The sequence below is a fragment of the Ruegeria sp. AD5 genome, from assembly GCF_056542345.1.
The window spans coordinates 1736146-1754111 of the sequence record NZ_JBQFZR010000001.1 but is presented as its reverse complement, the minus strand read 5'-3'; the positions used below and the strand labels follow the sequence as shown (position 1 = coordinate 1754111).

Here is a 17966-nt window from a genome sequence, read left to right as displayed (position 1 = left end):
TATCTGACGCAAAATCACTGCTTAACTCGGAGGGGCGTTCTAATGAGCGAGTCTGCTCAAAACACTGCTGTAACCGACGAACGGATTAAAGAAATATCGCCGCTGCGCAAGGCCTTGATCCGGCCTGAACTCGGCGGGATGGTTGGCACCGTTGCCGTCTTCACCTTCTTTCTTTTGTTCGCTTTTGACAGCGGCATGTTCAACGCACAGGGCATGATGAACTGGTCGGTTGTCTCGGCGCAGTTCATGATCATCGCCGTAGGTGCGTGCCTTCTGATGATTGCCGGTGAGTTTGACCTGTCAGTCGGGTCGATGATTGGCTTTTCGGGCATGATGATCGCAATTTTTTCGGTCACGCTGGCGTGGCCGGTCTGGATGGCAATTCTCGTCACGTTTGCAATGGCGGTGGCAATCGGCGCGCTGAACGGTTGGATCGTGATCCGGACTGGTTTGCCCAGCTTTATCGTAACGCTGGCCTTTCTGTTTATTTTGCGCGGCTTTACAATCTTCCTGCCGCAGGTGATCGAGCGCAAAACTATTATCGGCGGTGTGAAAGACGCAGCCGAAGGCGATTGGCTGGCGCCGATCTTTGGTGGTAAAATTTTGCAGGGATTGTTCCAATGGCTCGGGGATGCCGGGATCATCGCCGTATTCGAGCGTGGCACCCGCGCCGGTCAGCCAGTTGTGGATGGTATTCCAATGCTGATCGTCTGGGCGATCGCACTGATCATCTTTGGTCACGTGCTGCTGACCAAAACGCGGTTCGGCAACTGGATCTTCGCCTCGGGCGGGGATGCTGAGGCGGCGCGCAACTCGGGTGTGCCTGTGAACCGGGTCAAGATTCTGATGTTTATGTTCACGGCCTTCTGCGCCACTGTCTTCGCTGTCTGCCAGGTGATGGAGTTCGGATCGGCTGGTGCTGACCGGGGTCTGCTAAAAGAGTTCGAGGCGATCATCGCCGTGGTCATCGGCGGCGCGCTTCTGACCGGAGGATACGGCTCGGTACTGGGCGCGGCGCTGGGCGCGTTGATCTTTGGCGTGGTGCAACAGGGGTTGTTCTTTGCCGGTGTCGAAAGCTCGCTGTTCCGGGTCTTCCTAGGGGTGATCCTGCTTGGGGCTGTGATCCTCAACACCTATATCCGCCGCATCATCACGGGGGAGCGTTGATATGAATCCCGAACATGAACCCATCATCCAGATGAAAAACATCGAAAAGCACTTCGGCAGCGTGATCGCGCTGGCGGGTGTCTCGGTGGACGTGTTCCCCGGTGAATGCCACTGCCTTCTCGGCGACAACGGTGCGGGAAAGTCGACCTTCATCAAGACCATGTCGGGCGTGCACCAGCCCACCCACGGAGAAATCCTGTTCGAAGGCCACCCCATGCATTTCGCCGACCCGCGTGATGCCATCGAGGCCGGGATCGCAACCGTGCACCAGCATCTGGCCATGATCCCGTTGATGTCGGTCTCGCGCAACTTCTTCATGGGCAATGAGCCGGTAAAGAAGGTCGGACCTCTTCACTTCTTTGATCATGACTATGCCAACAAGGTCACGATGGAAGAGATGAAGAAAATGGGGATCAACCTGCGCGGCCCTGATCAGGCGGTGGGCACGCTGTCAGGTGGTGAACGCCAGACCGTCGCCATCGCGCGGGCGGTGCATTTCGGGGCGAAGGTTCTGATCTTGGATGAACCGACCTCGGCCCTTGGGGTGCGCCAAACAGCCAACGTTCTGGCGACCATCGACAAGGTGCGCAAGCAGGGTATTGCAGTGGTCTTTATTACTCATAACGTCCGCCATGCGTTGGCAGTGGGGGACCGGTTCACGGTACTCAACCGCGGTCAAACGCTGGGTACGGCGCAGCGTGGCCAGATCACCCCGGAAGAGCTGCAGGACCTGATGGCCGGTGGTCAGGAGATGGTCGAGCTTGAAGGCAGTCTGGGCGGAACCGTCTGATACTTTTTTGCCCCGCTGGCTGTGCTGGCGGGGTGACTACTTCTTCTCGAAGTACAATATGACTTCACCCAGCCTTACGCCAAAACGCGAAACATAGGCTCGGTTCAATAACCGGTCATCCGACAACAACCACATCCAGTCATCAAAATTGACACGCATGGTGCCGTCTTTGACGGGCAGGTCGATTTTGTACTTCCAGTTAAACGTATCGCCCCTTTCGACCCCACTGGCTGTGCCCAGCACACCGGGAGCGGTGCCGGTCCAGGTGTCATCGTCGGTCTTGGTCAGGGTCCAGATCCGTTGTTCGGTCGCACCATCGTCATAGACGAAATCTTCGACAAGCGTCAGAGTCTCTCCGTCCCATGTGCCGTCAATATCGACCTGGAAGCGACGCGGGACATTACCTAGTACATCCTGAAACTGACCATAAGCGACAGTCTTACCTTCGAAGAACTCTTCAAGGTTCAGCTGACGATCTGACAGAAACGATTTTGGTATACGCGGTTTGGCCGAGCATGCGGCGAGGATGGCCAACCCCGCGATCGCGACACCTGCAATAAGGGTACGGCGGGCGATCATTGCAAAACCCTCAGCTCAGAGTCTGCATCGTGGCCGTTTGCGCCATGCAGATGGGTGGATTTCACTTCAGGCGCAGGGCGCATCGTGGCGACCAGCTCGGCCACCTTGATCCCGAATTTTCGCATCTCGGACCGGTTTATGATTACACCGTTCTCCGTCAGATACATCCAGTCGGTCACATCCAGTGTATGCCCGCCCGCGTCCTCGGGCAGGATGATGCGATAGGTCAGCTTGACGGTTGAGCCCGAAATCACGCCTTTGCCCTCGCCGACAATATCGGCCGCTGTTGCGGTGAAAGTGTTGCCCGTGCCCAACGTCAGATGCCATTTGCGGGTCATCTGTTTGCCGTTGGAATAGGTGAAATACTCGGACAGCGTACCGGTGTTGCCGTCCCATTCGCCCACCATACGCGCGACAAAGCTGTTCGACATCTTGCCATTCGGGCCATAGATCAATCCTTCGGACAGGATTTCGCCATTCAGGTTCTTTTTGAGTGAAAACTCAGGTCCGGTTCCGCTGTAGTCGGAGGGTGATTGCGAGCGGAAACTGAGGAACCGGTTCTTCACAGCAAACAGCGCAAAAATCGCAAGCAGACAGATCAGGAGCGTTTTCATTTGGCAGAGACCTCTGTCGGGAGGGTCAGGACCATGCCAAACGCTCCGAGTTTCAAGATGCAGGGCAGCACCGCATAGGCGAGGGTGAGTGTATTCAAAGCCTCGGCAGAATTGGCCTGTCCAGGTGTAAAGCCGCTGCGTTCCAGTAGCGGCAGTGTGAAAAAGGCGGCCAGAGCTAGACCCAGCTTGCCTGCGAAGGACCAGATGCCGAACGCAGCAGATGCGTTCAGCCCGGCCCGGGTCAGAACGACCGAGAACATTGCTGGCAGGACAACCATGTCCGCCCCAAGCGCCGCGCCGGATGCGAGGCATATGATGGCGAAACCGACGAGATTCCCAGGGGCTAGAAGAGCGGCCCCGACAAAGCCGAGAATGGCCAGCGGCATGGCGATCATCAGAGTCTGCTTCGGGCCAATTCGGTTGCTGAGCTTGGCCCAGAACGGAACGCTGAGCCCGGCGCTGAGGAAGAACAGGATCAGCAATGGCCCCGCTTTGCCTGGCAGTTGCAGCCGATCTTCAACAAAGAACAGAAACAGGGTCGAGGTGATGGCGACGGGCAGGCTGTTGACCAACGCAAGGGCAAGCAGACGTAAAGCCCCAGCCTGTCCTAGGCCTGCAAAGGACAGCCCTTGACCGGTGATCGGCGTGCGTCGCCACATTGGCAGGGTAACAGCCAGAGTCACAACGCTCAGAAGCCCGAGAAACATTCCAAAGGCCGGATACCCCTGCGCGGCTGCGCCAAGCGCCACGAACACAGCGGGTGCTGCGGCTGCTATGATAACTCCGGTCAGTTGTCCGCCTTCGCGGAAGGCGGCCAGTGTCATCAGTTCCTTCGCGCTAGCCTGTTTCGCCAGCGTGGCGCTGCGGCCGTAAAGCAAGATGGTCCCAAGGCTGTAGGCCGAGAATAACAGGATCAGAATAGACACTAATGCGGCGATACTTGCCCCTTCTGGCAAACCAAACAGCAATGGGAATCCAATCGCCAGACCCAGCGCAGAGGCGGCGGCAAATAACATTTGCCCTCCGGGCCAGCGATCAATTGCCCAGCCAATCAGTGGATCTTGCACTAGATCGACCAGCCGGATGACCAGCAGAATGGTGCCAATCACCCCCAGCCCGATACCGAGATTCACGGCGGCAAAGCGCGGCAGGTGGATGTAAAGCGGGATACCTGCTGCAGCAAGCATCAGCGCATAGAGGCTGACACGCGGGTACAGCATCACTGCCCCTTCAACTGCTGTGTGAACGAGGCGGATCGTGTATTGTTACCCAGAAAAATTGACATGAAGCTGCGTGTGATACCCGGATTTGTCAGGGTGCAGGTTTTGCTTCCGTTGCGCCAGAAGCTGACGCTGTTGGGGCCTTGCGCGATGGCCAGATAGCTATCGCCTTTGCTGACCGCCTGAAAACAGCCCTGCAATTGGGCTTCCGTCGGCGCAGAATTGCCTTGTCGGGCCATCTCTTCCAGTGTCGACTCGACCAGCGCTTTTTGTTTCAGGTTTTTCCGATAGGTCAATTGTAGGCCGAAATTCTCGTTCCAGCTGAATGCGGCACCGCCGGGCGTGTAAAGCTTGGCGTCATAGAGCGGCAGCCCCAGAAAACGGAATGTCCCGGTGCCGCGCAGCTTAGGGTCTTTGATTGCATCCGACAAAGGCGAAGCCGCCAGTCCGCCGGGGACCATCAGCGCCAGTGACAGCAGCGCAGCGCAACAGGTTCTATATGTTGGCCGAAACAGCGAGGTCCGTTTCAGGGATACCATTGTCAGCTCCGATGCTCTGCGGGATGGCGGTGAGGCGCTCGACAACATGCATTGCGCTGGCAATCCCGTCTTCGTGGAAACCATGCCGGTTATACGCCCCGGCAAACCAGGTTCGGTTCTGTCCCTGCATCTCGCGGATTTGCCCTTGCGCGCGCAGGGCGGCTTTGTCGAAAACCGGATGGGCGAACTCGACCTCGTCATAGATTTTGTCCGCGGGAATGTCTGATGCGGCGTTCAGGGTCACAAACAGTGGGTCACTGTCGGGGATATTCTGAAGCCGATTCATCCAATATGTGACCCCAACATTGCCCTTTTGCGATCGATAGGTCCAACTGGACCAGCAAGCACGCCGCCTGGGCATTTGGCGGGGATCACAGTGCAGGATAGCTTTGTTCGGTTGATATCTAATCGCGCCGAGCGCCGCTTTTTCCGCTTCGGTCGCTGCATCACCCAAGATGGCGAGAGACTGATCGGAATGGGTTGCCAGAATGATTTCGTCAAACAGAGCGGCCTCACCTCCTGCATGGACGGTGACGCCCAGATCATGCCGCTCGATCCGCTGCACGGGTGCGGACAGTCTGATGTCAGCACCGCGCGCACGTAGCGCAGTTTCGATCCGGCGGACATATTCGATGCTGCCGCCTTTCACGGTGTACCACTGGTGCTGATTGGCACGGCCCGAGGCCAGCAGCGCGTGATTGCGGAAGAACTGCACCAGCGAGCGGGCTGGGAACTGATCGACGAACTCGACCGGAGTTGACCAGATCGCGCCGCACATCGGCATCAGATAATTGTGCCGGAACCAGTGGCCGAGACGCAGCTGATCCACAAGCTCACCGATCGTGGTGTCGTCGTCCTGCGCGGCTTCGGGGGCCTCTTTGCCAAACCGCAGGATATCGGCGATCATCTTGTAATAGGCTGGACGCGCGAGGTTGCGCTTTTGCGCGGTCAAAGTGCGCAGATTGTTCAACCCATATTCAATGCGGCCATTGTCGATAGTTGCACCAAAGCTCATCTCACTTTTGGTGACCGGCACGTTCAGCTCATCAAACAGCCGGGTCAAATAGGGGTATGTGACATAGTTGAAGACGATGAAACCGGTATCTACCGGCTGATCTCCGTTCTTTCCGGCCATCACCGTGCGGGCGTGGCCGCCCAGTCGAGGTTCAGCCTCGAACACGGTTATATCGTTGTCTTCGGAAAGGTAATAAGCTGCGGAGAGACCTGAAATGCCTGCGCCTATGACTGCGATTTTCTTGCGTACGCCCCGGGTTTCGTCGAACATTCCATCCTCGTTATTCGGTATTTACAACAAGATACGCAGGGAATGAGCCTTTGGATCAACCGCGTTAGAAGTTTTTTTCCGACGCGCTATGTAGTGTTATCTGGCCGAATGCTACGAGCGCTGGGCGTGATCCATTGCTGCTGACAGAACGTATTCGATCTACTAGTACGAAAAAAGACTTACGCATGAGCAGTTTTGACGGAAAAACCTATTGGATCATTGGCGCCAGCGAAGGGCTGGGCCGTTGCTTGGCCGAAAAGCTGAGCCGCGAAGGCGCGCATCTGATCCTTTCTGCTCGCAATGCCGAGCGATTGGATGAAATCTGTGGCACCTTGCCTAATGCACGTGCTGTACCGATGGATGTGACTGATCTCGACACTGTGCGCCGCGCTGTGGTGGAGGCTGGCTCAATTGACGCGCTTGTCTACAACGCAGGCGCCTATGAGCCGATCAGTACGTCAGATTGGAACACCGATGCCGCCTTGGCGATCAGCGATGTGAACTATTCCGGTGCGCTTCGGGTGTTGGGTGAAACCGTCCCAGGATTTGTGGGCTCAGGCAGTGGTGATATCACGCTGATCGGGTCGCTTGCCGGGTATCATGGGCTTCCCAATGCGATCTCGTACGGGGCCAGCAAGGCTGCGCTGATCTCGCTGGCCGAGACCATGCGGCACGATCTGGCAGGGTCAGGCGTGACGGTGCGCATTGTCAATCCGGGGTTCATCAAGACCCGTCTGACCGACAAGAACAGTTTCAAAATGCCGATGCTGATGACACCCGAAGATGCGGCCGATCGCGTAGTGCGCGCCATGTCCCGTCGCCGGTTTCGAACCGATTTCCCGGCACCGTTCTCATGGGTTGTGCGCCTGATCGATTATTTGCCCGATATTCTGGTGTACCGGGGAAAGTGACCCTATCCGCAGGTAAGCCTCTGAATTGTGCCTGCGCCGTTCACATAAACGTTCAGCCGGTCGATGCGATAATCCTGCGTGGCAATATCATCCGGGCCCAGAACGCGCGACCGTTCAGGCAGTTGGGCTTGTATGGTTGAAACCGGCTCACCAATGGTGTTCGCAAACGGTTCTCCCTTACAAAATGCAAGATCAACCGGTGCCTCCTCTAGTTCAAGCGCCGCGTCCTGCGGTGCAGAGGTCTCAGAACATGCGGTCAGAAGAATTAGGATCGGAAATAAACGGTACATTGGCGCAGGGCTTTCTGGTGATGTCGTTTCTGAAATATCAAAGATTTAGCCAACCTGTCATGAAAGCGCAGTTGAAAAAACCCTGTATTTGACGCAGGGTCGGGCAAAACAGACAGGGAGACAAGCACCATGCGTACCCGTGCCGCCGTCGCCGTTCAGGCAGGCAAACCTTTGGAAGTGATGGACGTAAACCTTGAAGGCCCCAAAGCGGGCGAGGTTCTGGTCGAGATCAAGGCGACAGGCATTTGCCATACCGATGAATTCACCCTGTCGGGCGCCGACCCTGAAGGCTTGTTTCCCGCCATTCTGGGCCATGAAGGCGCAGGTGTCGTGCTTGAGATCGGCCCGGGTGTAACCAGCCTGAAACCCGGCGATCACGTCATCCCGCTTTATACGCCCGAGTGCCGTGAGTGCGAATACTGCCTGCATCCCAAGACCAACCTGTGCCAGGCAATTCGCGAAACCCAAGGCCAGGGCCTCATGCCGGATGGCACCTCGCGTTTTTCTACGTTGGATGGCGATCCGATCCTGCACTACATGGGCTGCTCGACCTTCTCGAACCATACGGTTCTGCCTGAAATCGCGCTCGCCAAAGTGCGTGAGGACGCGCCCTTTGACAAGATCTGCTATATCGGCTGCGGCGTGACCACCGGAATTGGCGCGGTGATCAACACTGCAAAGGTAGAAATTGGCAGCCGTGCCATCGTGTTCGGTTTGGGCGGTATCGGCCTGAACGTGATTCAGGGCCTGCGTCTGGCTGGCGCGGATCAGATCGTGGGCGTTGATTTGAATCCAGCCAAGGTGGAAATGGCGACCAAGTTCGGCATGACGGATTTCGTGAACCCCTCTGAGGTCGAAGGTGATCTGGTGCCGTATCTGGTCAACCTGACCAAGGGCGGCGCGGATTATACCTTTGACGCCACAGGCAATGTCGGCGTAATGCGAGCGGCACTGGAATCGGCTCACAAGGGCTGGGGTGAATCGATCATCATCGGTGTGGCACCTGCGGGCGCTGAAATCTCGACTCGACCGTTCCAACTGGTTACTGGCCGCTCATGGCGTGGCACCGCGTTTGGCGGAGCGCGTGGACGCACCGACGTCCCGAAAATCGTGGATTGGTACATGGACGGGAAGATTGAGATCGACCCCATGATTACCCACACCATGGGCCTGGATGACATCAACCACGGTTTCGACCTGATGCATAAGGGCGAGAGTATCCGATCAGTGGTCGTCTACTAAGGCTCTATAAGGGCTGAAATGGATTGCACGGCGCGCTGCAATGCGCGCCGTTTCTTATTCTCCGGGCCTCGTCGCTCCAGTATCTGACCGGGGCGACCTGACGCGCAGCACAGGCGTATTAGCAGAGGTAGTGTTTGATCGGCTCTCTCGCCAAACCACGAAAACACCTGATGCGATGATGATACTTGCGCCAACGGCGACCCAGATATCCGGGTGCTCGCCAAAGAAAATCACGCCGAAGATCGTGGCCCAGATGATCTGGCTGTATTGACTAGGGGCAATGACGCCGGCGGGGGCGGCGCGATAAGCAAGGATGATCAGGTGCTGTGCGATTACCGAGAACACCCCGACAAACGCCATCATCGCCAGATGCAGCAATGATGGTGGTTGATAAACTGCCGGTTGGGCGACGCTCATGACGGCGATGGCCAGCAGCATAGGATAAAGGATCAGGACGGCAGAGCGTTCTTCATTCCCGATTTTGCGGACAAGAACCGAAGCAAATGCGCTGCAGAAGGCTGCTGCCAGAGCCGCTAAATGGCCCAGGGTGATTTCGGTCGCGCCAGGGCGCAGGACGATCAGGACGCCGATCAGGCCGACGCCCACGGCCGCCCACCTTTGGGCACGGACCACCTCACCCAGAATCGGAATCGACAGAACAGTTACGATCAGCGGAAAGGAAAATAGCAGGGAATAGACTTCGGCCAGCGGCAGCACCGAAAAAGCGTAGAAGGCACAAGACATGGCCATGATCATCGTCGCTGATCGCAACAGCACCAACCACGGATGCCGCGGCAGGAAATTCCCAGTGGTCCGATCGGCTAGAATTGTTACTGCCATAGGGACAAAGGAAAACAGCGTCGCAAAGAAGATGATCTGCAAAACCGAATAGGTGCCACCCAGCACCTTGATCAGCACGTCATGCGTCGCGAAGACGGCAAAGCCTAAGAACGCAAAGGCAAGCCCACGAAGGGTGGAGTTCTGAGCGCTCATGACAAAAGCCTCAATCATAGATGGATCGTTTGGGGTGTTTGATGTTTGCTTAGACCCAAATTGGTCTGACGGGTAGCCCTTATTTTATCGCTAACATTCTTTTGCAGGCAGGGTTGCAGATTTTGCAATACGCAGGAAACGGGTCGAGTCCAAAACAAGCGATTGCCATGATCATCTCAAATCAAGGAGAAACATCATGCACGGAATTTCAGCCCTACCAACACAGCAGGTTCAGGCATATCGCGCCGGTGCGCCGGATGGATATGGAAACCCACCAGAGCGTGCGATTTCCAATGGGGCGGGCAACCCATGCCGTCATTGTTTGAAATACATACCGGAAGGCAAAGAGATGCTGGTGTTGGCGCACCGACCCTTCCCGGAAACGCAGCCTTATGCAGAGACTGGACCGATCTTCCTTTGTGCCGACCCCTGCGCACGCTATGAAAGTGAGGATGTGCTGCCCGAGGCGTTGACCGACTCGCCCAACTACCTGATCAAAGGGTATGGTCCGGACGACCGAATTGTCTATGGAACCGGGATCATCACCCCACAGGCGCAGTTGCATGAGGCGGCTAAAAAAATCTTCTCCCGCGCTGATGTCGCTTACATCCACATCCGATCTGCTCTGAACAACTGTTATCACGCACGGATCGATCGTGTCTAAAGCTTGACGCGGTGCATCCCCCGATGTGGTTGGTTCGGGTCGTTGACAGTTGCGTCGTCGACCCGACTGGAGGTCAACGCAAGGAACACATCCTCAAGATCAGCTTCTTCAGTGCGGACGTCCTGGATGCGAATATCGGCCTGACGTACAGATTCCAGCACCTGCTCGGCTGTAGTTAGGTTGCTGTGGTATTGCAGCACAAGGTCGCCGTTCTCACGTTGCGCTGCAATCACGTTATCCGCTACAGGCAGAGTCTGTATGGGGCTATCCGGCACGATCACCATGGTTCGGCTGTCCATGCGGCCCAGCAGATTGGCCGTGCTGTCTTGTGCGATCTTTTCGCCGTGATTGATAATGGCGATCTCGTCACACATCTCTTGCGCTTCTTCCAGATAGTGCGTGGTCAGGATGATGGTCATGCCCTGTTCGTTCAGCTTGCGCACATTGGCCCAAAGCATCTGTCGCAGTTCGATATCCACACCCGCCGTGGGTTCGTCGAGCACCAGAATCTTGGGATGGTGCACCAGCGCCTTGGCCAGCAGCAGGCGCCGCCGCATTCCGCCCGAAAGCGTGCGCGCATAGGCCTCGGCCTTGTCGGCAAGGCCAACGAGGTCGAGGATCTCATCGCTTCGCCGATCAGACTTGGGAACACCGTACAGCCCGGCCTGAACTTCTAATGCGCCTCGAGGTGTAAAGAACGGATCAAGGTTCAATTCCTGAGGCATCACGCCGATGGCGGCGCGGGATTGGCGCGGGTTTTGATCCTGGTCGAACCCCCAGATCGAGACGCTGCCAGACGTTTTGACCACCAGCCCCGCCAGAATGTTGATCAGGGTCGATTTGCCGGCTCCATTCGGGCCAAGCAGACCGAAAACGGACCCCTGCGGTACCGTCAGGTCGATCCCTTTCAAAGCCTGTTTCTCGGGCTGGCCCTTGCCGCCGCGATAGGTCTTGCGCAGTGATCTGATTGTGATTGCCGCATCGGACATGTGGCCCTTGCCCCCGGTTTGCTCATCGCCCATAAACGCACCTAATACATGCCCGCGAGGCCGACAACCAAAGAAGGATCGCCAGCCGTGACCATCGAAGCGCCGGAAACCAAGATTGTCGAAAATACCCGCGTCGCCTGCGATGGTGGCGAGGGTGCGCTGGGTCATCCGCGCGTCTGGCTGCAGATTCCCGAAGACACTGGTTGGGTCGAGTGCCCCTATTGCGATTGCAAATACGTGCTGCGTGGTGAGGACTCTGGTCAGGACGCGTAAGGGCGACCAGGACGGCAGGCGGTCGTAACTGGCGAGGATGGATAATGCTGTTCACAGCCAAAACGATTGACCTTTCCGACAGCCAGCCAATCGCGAACGGGACTGTGCGCAGTGTCTATGACTTTCCCGGTCATCCTGACCTACTGATCAAAGTTTTTACCCGGTCCCAAGATCGTGTCTCGCACAGGCTTGGCAAGCGACTGGCATGGAAACTGTTCCCCGAGGCGCAGTATCGCAGCACGCTAAAAGAGCTGGAATGCGAACTGCGGGTATCGCTGAAACTCGGGACGGAAATTGAGCGTTCACCCCTGTCCAGGATGTTGGGCGTGGTTCAGACGACGCATGGGGCGGGGGTTGTGGTTGAGCGCATTTCTGGCCTTGATGGCGGGCTTGCACCAAAGCTGTATGAAGTCTGCCGCAGTGGATTGGACGCCCCGGTTTTGGAAGCGTTGAATGCATTCGTTGGGCAGATGTTTGACCTTCACATCGTCGCGCGCGACGTCAAAAGCTCGAACATCGTCTATGGAACGCGGGGGGCGGGCCCAGCCTGTTTCCTGATCGATGGATATGGTGAGCGGAACCTCATCCCACTACGCAGCCTGTCCCAACGTCTGAATGATCGCTCGCTGAACAAACAGTTCGCGTTGATCGCGCAAAAAGCAGGTTTGGCTTGGAATGCGGATAAGCGCACTTTTTCGAATAGCTAAGACCAGACCACGGGCAAATTAGGTCGCAACGAATTGGCCAGGTGGCCTCGTCTTTCGTGCAGCCCTTCTGTACAACTTGGCGCAACCCAGCGCAGGAGCCTAATATGACCACCACCCAATTCGGAAAAGGCTGCCATCTGCATCTGATTGATGGATCAGCCTTTATCTTCCGCGCCTATCACGCTTTACCGCCGTTGACGCGGAAATCGGATGGGCTACCGATTGGGGCGGTATCGGGGTTCTGCAATATGCTGCAGAAATATGTCGAAGGGAACGCCGGGCCGGATGCGCCGACCCATGTTGCGGTGATCTTCGACAAGGGCTCGCATACGTTCCGTAATGATCTGTATGATCTCTACAAGGCCAATCGTGAAGCGATGCCCGAAGATTTGCGCCCGCAAATGCCGCTGACTCGCGAAGCCACCAGGGCGTTCAACATCGCCTGCAAAGAACTTGAAGGCTATGAAGCCGACGACATTATCGCGACCCTCGCCGTTCAGGCGCGTGAGGCTGGTGGGCGGGTGACCATCGTCAGTTCTGACAAAGACCTGATGCAGCTTGTGGGCGGCGGTGTCGAGATGCTGGATGCGATGAAGAACAAGCGGATCGATCGCGATGGGGTGGTTGAGAAGTTCGGCGTCGGGCCCGAGCGGGTTGTCGATGTGCAGGCTTTGGCCGGGGATTCGGTGGATAACGTACCGGGCGCTCCGGGCATTGGTGTGAAGACGGCGGCGCTGTTGATCAATGAATATGGCGATCTGGAAACCCTGCTGGATCGCGCTGAAGAGATCAAACAGCCCAAGCGCCGCCAGACTCTGATCGAAAAGCGCGACCAGATCGAGCTTTCGAAGAAACTTGTGCAATTGGACGAAAACACACCGTTGGATTTCACTCTGGATGACCTTGAGGTGAAGGATCCCGATGCTGAGACTTTGATGAAGTTTCTGGCAGAGATGGAATTTCGTACGCTTACCAAACGCATTGCTGACAAGCTGGGCGTCGAGTCCCCCGTCATCCCCGAGATATCCACGCCTGAGGCGGAGTCACAGGCCGAAGACGTCCCATTTGATGCATCGAAATACGTATGCGTGCGCGATGCTGCGGCATTGCAGAAATGGATCGATCAGGCCTACGAGCGCGGCTGGGTTGCGGTGGATACCGAGACCACCGGCTTGAATGAGATGATCGCCGATTTGGTCGGGATTTCGCTATGTGTCGAGGCGGGTGAGGCTTGTTACATCCCGTTGACTCACCGTGAAAGCGCGACCGATGATCTGTTCGGATCGGATGCGCTGGCCGATGGACAGATGCCGCTGGATGCGGCTCTAAACTTGCTGAAACCGATGTTTGAGGATCCGTCGATCCTGAAGATCGGACAGAACATGAAATACGATGCCAAAATCTTTAAGCGATATGGCGTCGACGTCGCCCCCATCGACGACACGATGCTGATGTCCTACGCCATGCATGGCGGTGAGCATGGGCATGGCATGGATACGCTATCTGAACGCTATCTGAGCCATACGCCGATTCCCATCAAACCTCTGCTTGGCTCGGGCAAGTCTGCAATCACTTTCGACAAGGTGCCGATTGACGAGGCCACGGCCTACGCTGCCGAGGATGCGGACATCACCCTTCGCCTGTGGAAATTGTTCAAGCCGCAGTTGCATCAGGTGCAGGTGACGACGGTGTATGAAACACTTGAACGTCCATTGGTGCCGGTTCTCAAAGAAATGGAGATGCATGGCATCAAGGTCGATCGCGATGTTCTCAGCCGAATGTCAAATGCATTTGCGCAGAAGATGGCCGGATTAGAGGCTGAAATCCACGAATTGGCGGGTGAGAACTTTAACGTCGGTTCGCCAGCGCAACTGGGTGAAATCCTGTTCGACAAAATGGGGCTTGAGGGCGGCAAGAAGGGCAAGACCGGTAAGTACTCGACCGGGGCGGACATTCTTGAGGACCTTGCGACCGAACATGAACTGCCGCGCCGGGTGCTGGACTGGCGGCAACTCTCCAAGCTGAAATCGACCTATACGGACGCGCTGCAGACCCATATCAATCCTGATACGGGCCGGGTGCATACGTCATATTCGATTACGGGGGCGAATACGGGCCGTTTGGCCTCGACCGATCCGAACCTGCAAAACATTCCGGTGCGGACTGAGGAAGGTCGGCGCATACGTGAGGCGTTCATTGCCGAGCCGGGCAATGTGCTGGTCAGCCTTGATTACAGCCAGATTGAGCTTCGGATTTTGGCCCATATCGCCGATATTCCGACCCTGAAACAGGCGTTTGCGGATGGATTGGACATTCACGCAATGACGGCGTCCGAGATGTTTGATGTTCCGTTGGACGAGATGACGCCGGATATCCGTCGTCAGGCCAAGGCGATCAACTTTGGTGTGATCTACGGCATTTCGGGCTTTGGGCTGGCGCGCAATCTGCGCATTCCCCGGGCGGATGCGCAGGGTTTCATCGATCGCTATTTCGAACGTTTCCCCGGCATCCGGCGCTATATGGACGACACGATCGCGTTTGCCAAAGAGAATGGCTATGTCCAGACCCTGTTCGGCCGGAAAATCCATACACCCGAGATCAATGCCAAGGGGCCGCATGCGGGGTTCTCGCGTCGTGCTGCGATCAATGCTCCGATCCAAGGGACGGCAGCAGATGTGATCCGGCGCGCGATGGTGAGGATGCCGGATGCGATCAACGGCTTGCCCGCCAAGATGCTGTTGCAGGTGCATGACGAGCTGCTGTTCGAAGTGGCTGAAGAGGCTGTGGATCAAACCATTTCGGTCGCGCGCGCGGTGATGGAAGGGGCGGCTGATCCGGCAGTGAAGCTGGATATCAAGCTGGTCGCGGATGCCGGACAAGGCGCGAACTGGGCCGAGGCCCATTAGGGGCGGCGCTGCTCATCAAGCCCTGCGGGCCCTCTTTGCAGCGGGTCAGGCTTCTGGCCTGACCAGGCGGGCGATCAGGCGTTTTACGAAAGGGCCCAGCGTCAGGATGACGGTAAAGGCGATAGGCCAGCAAAAGGCCCAAGAGGCCATCCAGTCTCCGAGTGTTGAAGGGCTGAAGCCGATAGCTTTGAGCGTGGCAATGCCGGTGACGACGCAGGACATCAGGCCGGACATGATCAAGGCGAACAGGGCATTGGCATAGCGGGCAGATATCATGCGGGGCATCCTTGGCGTGTCGATGCCCTCAATTGCGCCATTTCAGTCTGAAAATCCAGCGTTCATATAGGGTTTAATACTGTATCCAAGCCAGTGAGTCCTCAGTCCGCCGAGTTGAGGGGTTGTATTCGGCGCTGACCCAGCCGCTGTAATCCGACTGGTCCATCGCAGCAAACAACGCGGCAAAGTCCATTGTACCCAGCCCGGGTTCCGAGCGATCCGGCGCAGCCCCGATCTGTGCATGGACAATACGGGGCTGAAAACGGTGCCAAATCGCCAGCGCATCGCCGTGGATCATCTGTGCATGAAAACTGTCATATTGTAGGCCGACATTTGCGCGGTCGACGCGGTCCAGCACTTCGGCGGCCAGATCATAATTGTTCAAGAAGTAACCAGGTTGCGATACGGGGTTGAGCGGTTCGATTGTAAACCGCTGTGCCGGCGCAAGATCTGCCGCCCATTGCAGGTTCTCGACAAAACAACGCAGGGCATCGGGACCAGAAGCAAATCCGGACATAACGTGAATCATCTCTGGCCGCAGCACATCCGCGTAGCGCAGAACGCGCCGGATATCGGACTTAAACCGGTCGGAGCTGCCGGGCATGGCGGCGTAACCCGGTTCACCGCCGGTATAATTCGGGGGCGGGGCGTTGATCAGCACCAGATCAAGCCCGCTGGACAGCAGCGCGCGGCGGGTCTCTTTGGCTGCGAGGTCGTAGGGGAAGAGAATTTCAACAGCCGTAAACCCGGCCTGCGCGGCGGCTTGAAACCGGTCGAGATAGGGCAGTTCTGCAAACAGCAGTGAAAGATTGGCGGCAAATCTGGGCATCGGGCATCCGGTGTCGAACTTTGCAGAGCCTAGCGATCACGACGGCCACGTGAAAGAGACTGAAAACGACAGATTGTCGAAAATCGGCCAGATAAAGGCTTTCGAATCAGGGACCATCAGGCTCAAGCGGTATCCCGTTGCGAGGGCCGCGCCAACAATAAGGTCTGATCACGATGGCCATGAGCCCTGAACCCGCGCGCGGGACCGCTATAGCTGTATCTGACGGTCGACAGACCGCGTTCACCGGAAATACGCTGGCGGTGGCTTCGATGCTGACGTGGGCGGCGGGGTTCCCGGCGGCTGAGATCCTATTGCAAAGCTGGCCACCTATCGCACTGTTCGCGGCACGGATGTCTCTTGCGGTGTTGGTCATGGTACCAATCTGGCTGATTCTGGACGGACCGGCTCAGGTATTGCGCGCCCGTTGGGGCCATGCCCTCCTGGTCGGCGGTTTGGGGCTAGGGTCGGGGATGTTCCTGATCCTTGTAGCGCAGAAGCTGACCGACCCAGTTACCGTTGCCATTATCGCCTCGTGTGCGCCTTTGATCGCTACGATCATGGAGCTTGTGGCGGGAACGCGGCGATTGCGCTGGAGCTTTGCGCTGGGATTGGTGATTTCAATCATTGGCGGCCTGATTGCCACCAGCGCGGTGGCACCGGCACAATTAGGACTGGGCGCGATGTGCGCAGTGGTGTCTACCGCGCTGTTCTGTTGGGCCAGCATGGCCACTGCGCGCGACTTCCCCGAGCTTAGCCAGTTGGGCCGTAGCACCATTACATTGGTCGGAGGATTGTCGACCGCAGCCATTCTGGTGCCGTTAGCCGGATTGCTGGGGCTAGAGGTCTTGCCTACACGCCCCGTAGATGTGGCGCAGATGGGTATGTTGGTGTTCTACGCACTGTTCTCACTGGGCCTGAGCCAATTTTTCTTCATAGCATCAGTGGGAAAACTAGGGGTCGCCCTGGCGTCATTCCACATCAATATCGCGCCATTTTATGTGATGGTGATCATGATGGCGCTGGGCGAGGACTGGAACTGGACCCGCGCGCTGGGCGCGTCGCTGGTGGCGCTTGCGGTCGTGCTGGCGCAGGACCGCAAACCGCGACCGGTTCAATCCTCTAGCACATCGGATGCGATCAGTGGGAAAAACTGGCCGTCCGACCAGACACCAAACCAACCGTCGTGATGTCTGGCGATCTCGACCAACCGGTAAAAGCTCTTGCGGTCAATGCGCGCCTCAAGATTCGCGCGCACCAATATGTAGGGTGAAGGCTCATCAGTTTCCGTATTTAGGACAATGCGAATCGGGTGATCGGGCCCGGCGATGGCTGTATCGCCCACTTGCGTCGTAAAAGTCAGACGTTGGGCTTCGCCTTGTCCCTCATGCTCAAAATCAACGGCAACAAACGGCGCATCCTCGACGGTGATTCCCACCTTTTCAGCGGGAGTGACGAGAAAGTACCTACCCTCTTCTTTCTTAAGAATTGAGGAAAATAGCTTAACAAGCTCGACCCTGTTGATCGGTGACCCTAGATAACTCCAAGTACCATCTTTGGCGATCCGAATGTCCAGATCGCCACAAAACGGAGGATTCCATAGGTGAACGGGCGGCAAACCCCGCGTTTTGGCCGCTTTGACCGAAGCCGCCAGACCGTCTGGTGAAGGGGTCACGGGTTTTTGTCCGCTCATTG

The 17966-nt window shown here is 57.0% G+C and carries 20 protein-coding genes; 9 read left to right on the top strand and 11 right to left on the bottom strand.

Translation table 11 applies throughout. The annotated features are described in order from the left end of the window. Positions 1 to 42 precede the first annotated feature (42 nt). Positions 43 to 1167 (top strand): ABC transporter permease, encoded by a 1125-nt coding sequence (locus ACR0JG_RS08450; protein WP_170408588.1) that lies wholly within the window; start codon positions 43 to 45, stop codon positions 1165 to 1167. A 1-nt stretch (position 1168) separates the two neighbouring features. After that, complete coding sequence (locus ACR0JG_RS08445; protein ID WP_170395006.1) at positions 1169 to 1957, top strand: ATP-binding cassette domain-containing protein; 789 nt, start codon at positions 1169 to 1171, stop codon at positions 1955 to 1957. 36 nt (positions 1958 to 1993) lie between these two features. Here ACR0JG_RS08445 and ACR0JG_RS08440 read toward each other — a convergent pair whose 3' ends face one another. Genes ACR0JG_RS08440 through ACR0JG_RS08420 form a run of 5 tightly spaced genes read right to left on the bottom strand, consistent with a single transcriptional unit; the run spans position 1994 to position 6194 of the window. Next, positions 1994 to 2536, bottom strand: a complete 543-nt coding sequence (locus ACR0JG_RS08440) for a DUF3833 domain-containing protein (RefSeq protein ID WP_170566830.1) — start codon at positions 2534 to 2536, stop codon at positions 1994 to 1996. Continuing rightward, positions 2533 to 3150 carry a DUF3833 domain-containing protein gene (locus tag ACR0JG_RS08435; protein ID WP_170566832.1) on the bottom strand — a complete coding sequence of 206 codons (618 nt, stop codon included), beginning with the start codon at positions 3148 to 3150 and terminating at the stop codon, positions 2533 to 2535. Before ACR0JG_RS08435 ends, ACR0JG_RS08440 begins: the two co-directional genes overlap by 4 nt. Beyond that, positions 3147 to 4370, bottom strand: coding sequence for an MFS transporter (locus ACR0JG_RS08430; protein ID WP_480568955.1), 1224 nt, complete (start codon positions 4368 to 4370; stop codon positions 3147 to 3149). Before ACR0JG_RS08430 ends, ACR0JG_RS08435 begins: the two co-directional genes overlap by 4 nt. Beyond that, a complete protein-coding gene (locus tag ACR0JG_RS08425) occupies positions 4370 to 4909 on the bottom strand; it encodes a hypothetical protein (RefSeq protein WP_480568952.1) in 540 nt (179 codons plus the stop codon). Before ACR0JG_RS08425 ends, ACR0JG_RS08430 begins: the two co-directional genes overlap by 1 nt. Further along, entirely contained in the window at positions 4866 to 6194 is a 1329-nt protein-coding gene (locus ACR0JG_RS08420; RefSeq protein ID WP_480568949.1) for an NAD(P)/FAD-dependent oxidoreductase, read from the bottom strand. The genes ACR0JG_RS08425 and ACR0JG_RS08420 overlap by 44 nt, the downstream gene beginning before the upstream one ends. 185 nt (positions 6195 to 6379) lie before the next feature. Between ACR0JG_RS08420 and ACR0JG_RS08415 the strand changes: the two genes are divergently transcribed. Beyond that, positions 6380 to 7105 carry an SDR family NAD(P)-dependent oxidoreductase gene (locus ACR0JG_RS08415; RefSeq protein WP_480568946.1) on the top strand — a complete coding sequence of 242 codons (726 nt, stop codon included), beginning with the start codon at positions 6380 to 6382 and terminating at the stop codon, positions 7103 to 7105. 2 nt (positions 7106 to 7107) lie between these two features. Here the strand turns inward: ACR0JG_RS08415 and ACR0JG_RS08410 are convergent, their stop codons facing one another. Next, positions 7108 to 7395, bottom strand: a complete 288-nt coding sequence (locus ACR0JG_RS08410; protein ID WP_170394986.1) for an I78 family peptidase inhibitor — start codon at positions 7393 to 7395, stop codon at positions 7108 to 7110. Between the two features lie 129 nt (positions 7396 to 7524). Between ACR0JG_RS08410 and ACR0JG_RS08405 the strand changes: the two genes are divergently transcribed. Then, positions 7525 to 8637, top strand: coding sequence for an S-(hydroxymethyl)glutathione dehydrogenase/class III alcohol dehydrogenase (locus ACR0JG_RS08405; RefSeq protein ID WP_170408580.1), 1113 nt, complete (start codon positions 7525 to 7527; stop codon positions 8635 to 8637). Between the two features lie 54 nt (positions 8638 to 8691). Here ACR0JG_RS08405 and ACR0JG_RS08400 read toward each other — a convergent pair whose 3' ends face one another. Next, positions 8692 to 9630 carry a DMT family transporter gene (locus tag ACR0JG_RS08400; RefSeq protein ID WP_170408579.1) on the bottom strand — a complete coding sequence of 313 codons (939 nt, stop codon included), beginning with the start codon at positions 9628 to 9630 and terminating at the stop codon, positions 8692 to 8694. A gap of 196 nt (positions 9631 to 9826) precedes the next feature. Between ACR0JG_RS08400 and ACR0JG_RS08395 the strand changes: the two genes are divergently transcribed. Next, positions 9827 to 10294, top strand: coding sequence for a DUF1203 domain-containing protein (locus tag ACR0JG_RS08395; protein ID WP_170566845.1), 468 nt, complete (start codon positions 9827 to 9829; stop codon positions 10292 to 10294). Here ACR0JG_RS08395 and ACR0JG_RS08390 read toward each other — a convergent pair. Next, positions 10291 to 11283, bottom strand: a complete 993-nt coding sequence (locus tag ACR0JG_RS08390; RefSeq protein WP_170395098.1) for an ABC transporter ATP-binding protein — start codon at positions 11281 to 11283, stop codon at positions 10291 to 10293. The two genes, ACR0JG_RS08395 and ACR0JG_RS08390, sit on opposite strands and share 4 nt — an antisense overlap. An 87-nt stretch (positions 11284 to 11370) precedes the next feature. Between ACR0JG_RS08390 and ACR0JG_RS08385 the strand changes: the two genes are divergently transcribed. The 3 genes from ACR0JG_RS08385 (at position 11371) to polA (ending at position 15169) form a co-directional block, all read left to right on the top strand. Next, positions 11371 to 11556, top strand: a complete 186-nt coding sequence (locus ACR0JG_RS08385; RefSeq protein ID WP_170426216.1) for a zinc-finger domain-containing protein — start codon at positions 11371 to 11373, stop codon at positions 11554 to 11556. Positions 11557 to 11600: 44 nt separating this feature from the next. After that, a complete protein-coding gene (locus tag ACR0JG_RS08380; RefSeq protein WP_480568943.1) occupies positions 11601 to 12263 on the top strand; it encodes a YrbL family protein in 663 nt (220 codons plus the stop codon). 104 nt (positions 12264 to 12367) lie between these two features. Next, the gene (polA, locus tag ACR0JG_RS08375) at positions 12368 to 15169 is read left to right on the top strand and encodes a DNA polymerase I (RefSeq protein ID WP_480568940.1); all 2802 of its coding nucleotides are present in this window, start codon (positions 12368 to 12370) and stop codon (positions 15167 to 15169) included. Positions 15170 to 15214: 45 nt separating this feature from the next. On the opposite strand, the gene ACR0JG_RS08370 is transcribed toward polA, so the two are convergent. After that, on the bottom strand, positions 15215 to 15445 hold the full coding sequence (locus tag ACR0JG_RS08370) for a DUF2798 domain-containing protein (RefSeq protein WP_170408576.1): 231 nt from the start codon (positions 15443 to 15445) through the stop codon (positions 15215 to 15217). Between the two features lie 73 nt (positions 15446 to 15518). Beyond that, the gene (locus ACR0JG_RS08365) at positions 15519 to 16274 is read right to left on the bottom strand and encodes a hydroxypyruvate isomerase family protein (RefSeq protein ID WP_480568937.1); all 756 of its coding nucleotides are present in this window, start codon (positions 16272 to 16274) and stop codon (positions 15519 to 15521) included. Between the two features lie 179 nt (positions 16275 to 16453). Between ACR0JG_RS08365 and ACR0JG_RS08360 the strand changes: the two genes are divergently transcribed. After that, entirely contained in the window at positions 16454 to 17461 is a 1008-nt protein-coding gene (locus ACR0JG_RS08360) for a DMT family transporter (RefSeq protein WP_480439074.1), read from the top strand. Here the strand turns inward: ACR0JG_RS08360 and ACR0JG_RS08355 are convergent. Next, positions 17386 to 17964, bottom strand: a complete 579-nt coding sequence (locus ACR0JG_RS08355; RefSeq protein ID WP_255611964.1) for a DUF1285 domain-containing protein — start codon at positions 17962 to 17964, stop codon at positions 17386 to 17388. The two genes, ACR0JG_RS08360 and ACR0JG_RS08355, sit on opposite strands and share 76 nt — an antisense overlap. Positions 17965 to 17966: the final 2 nt, after the last annotated feature.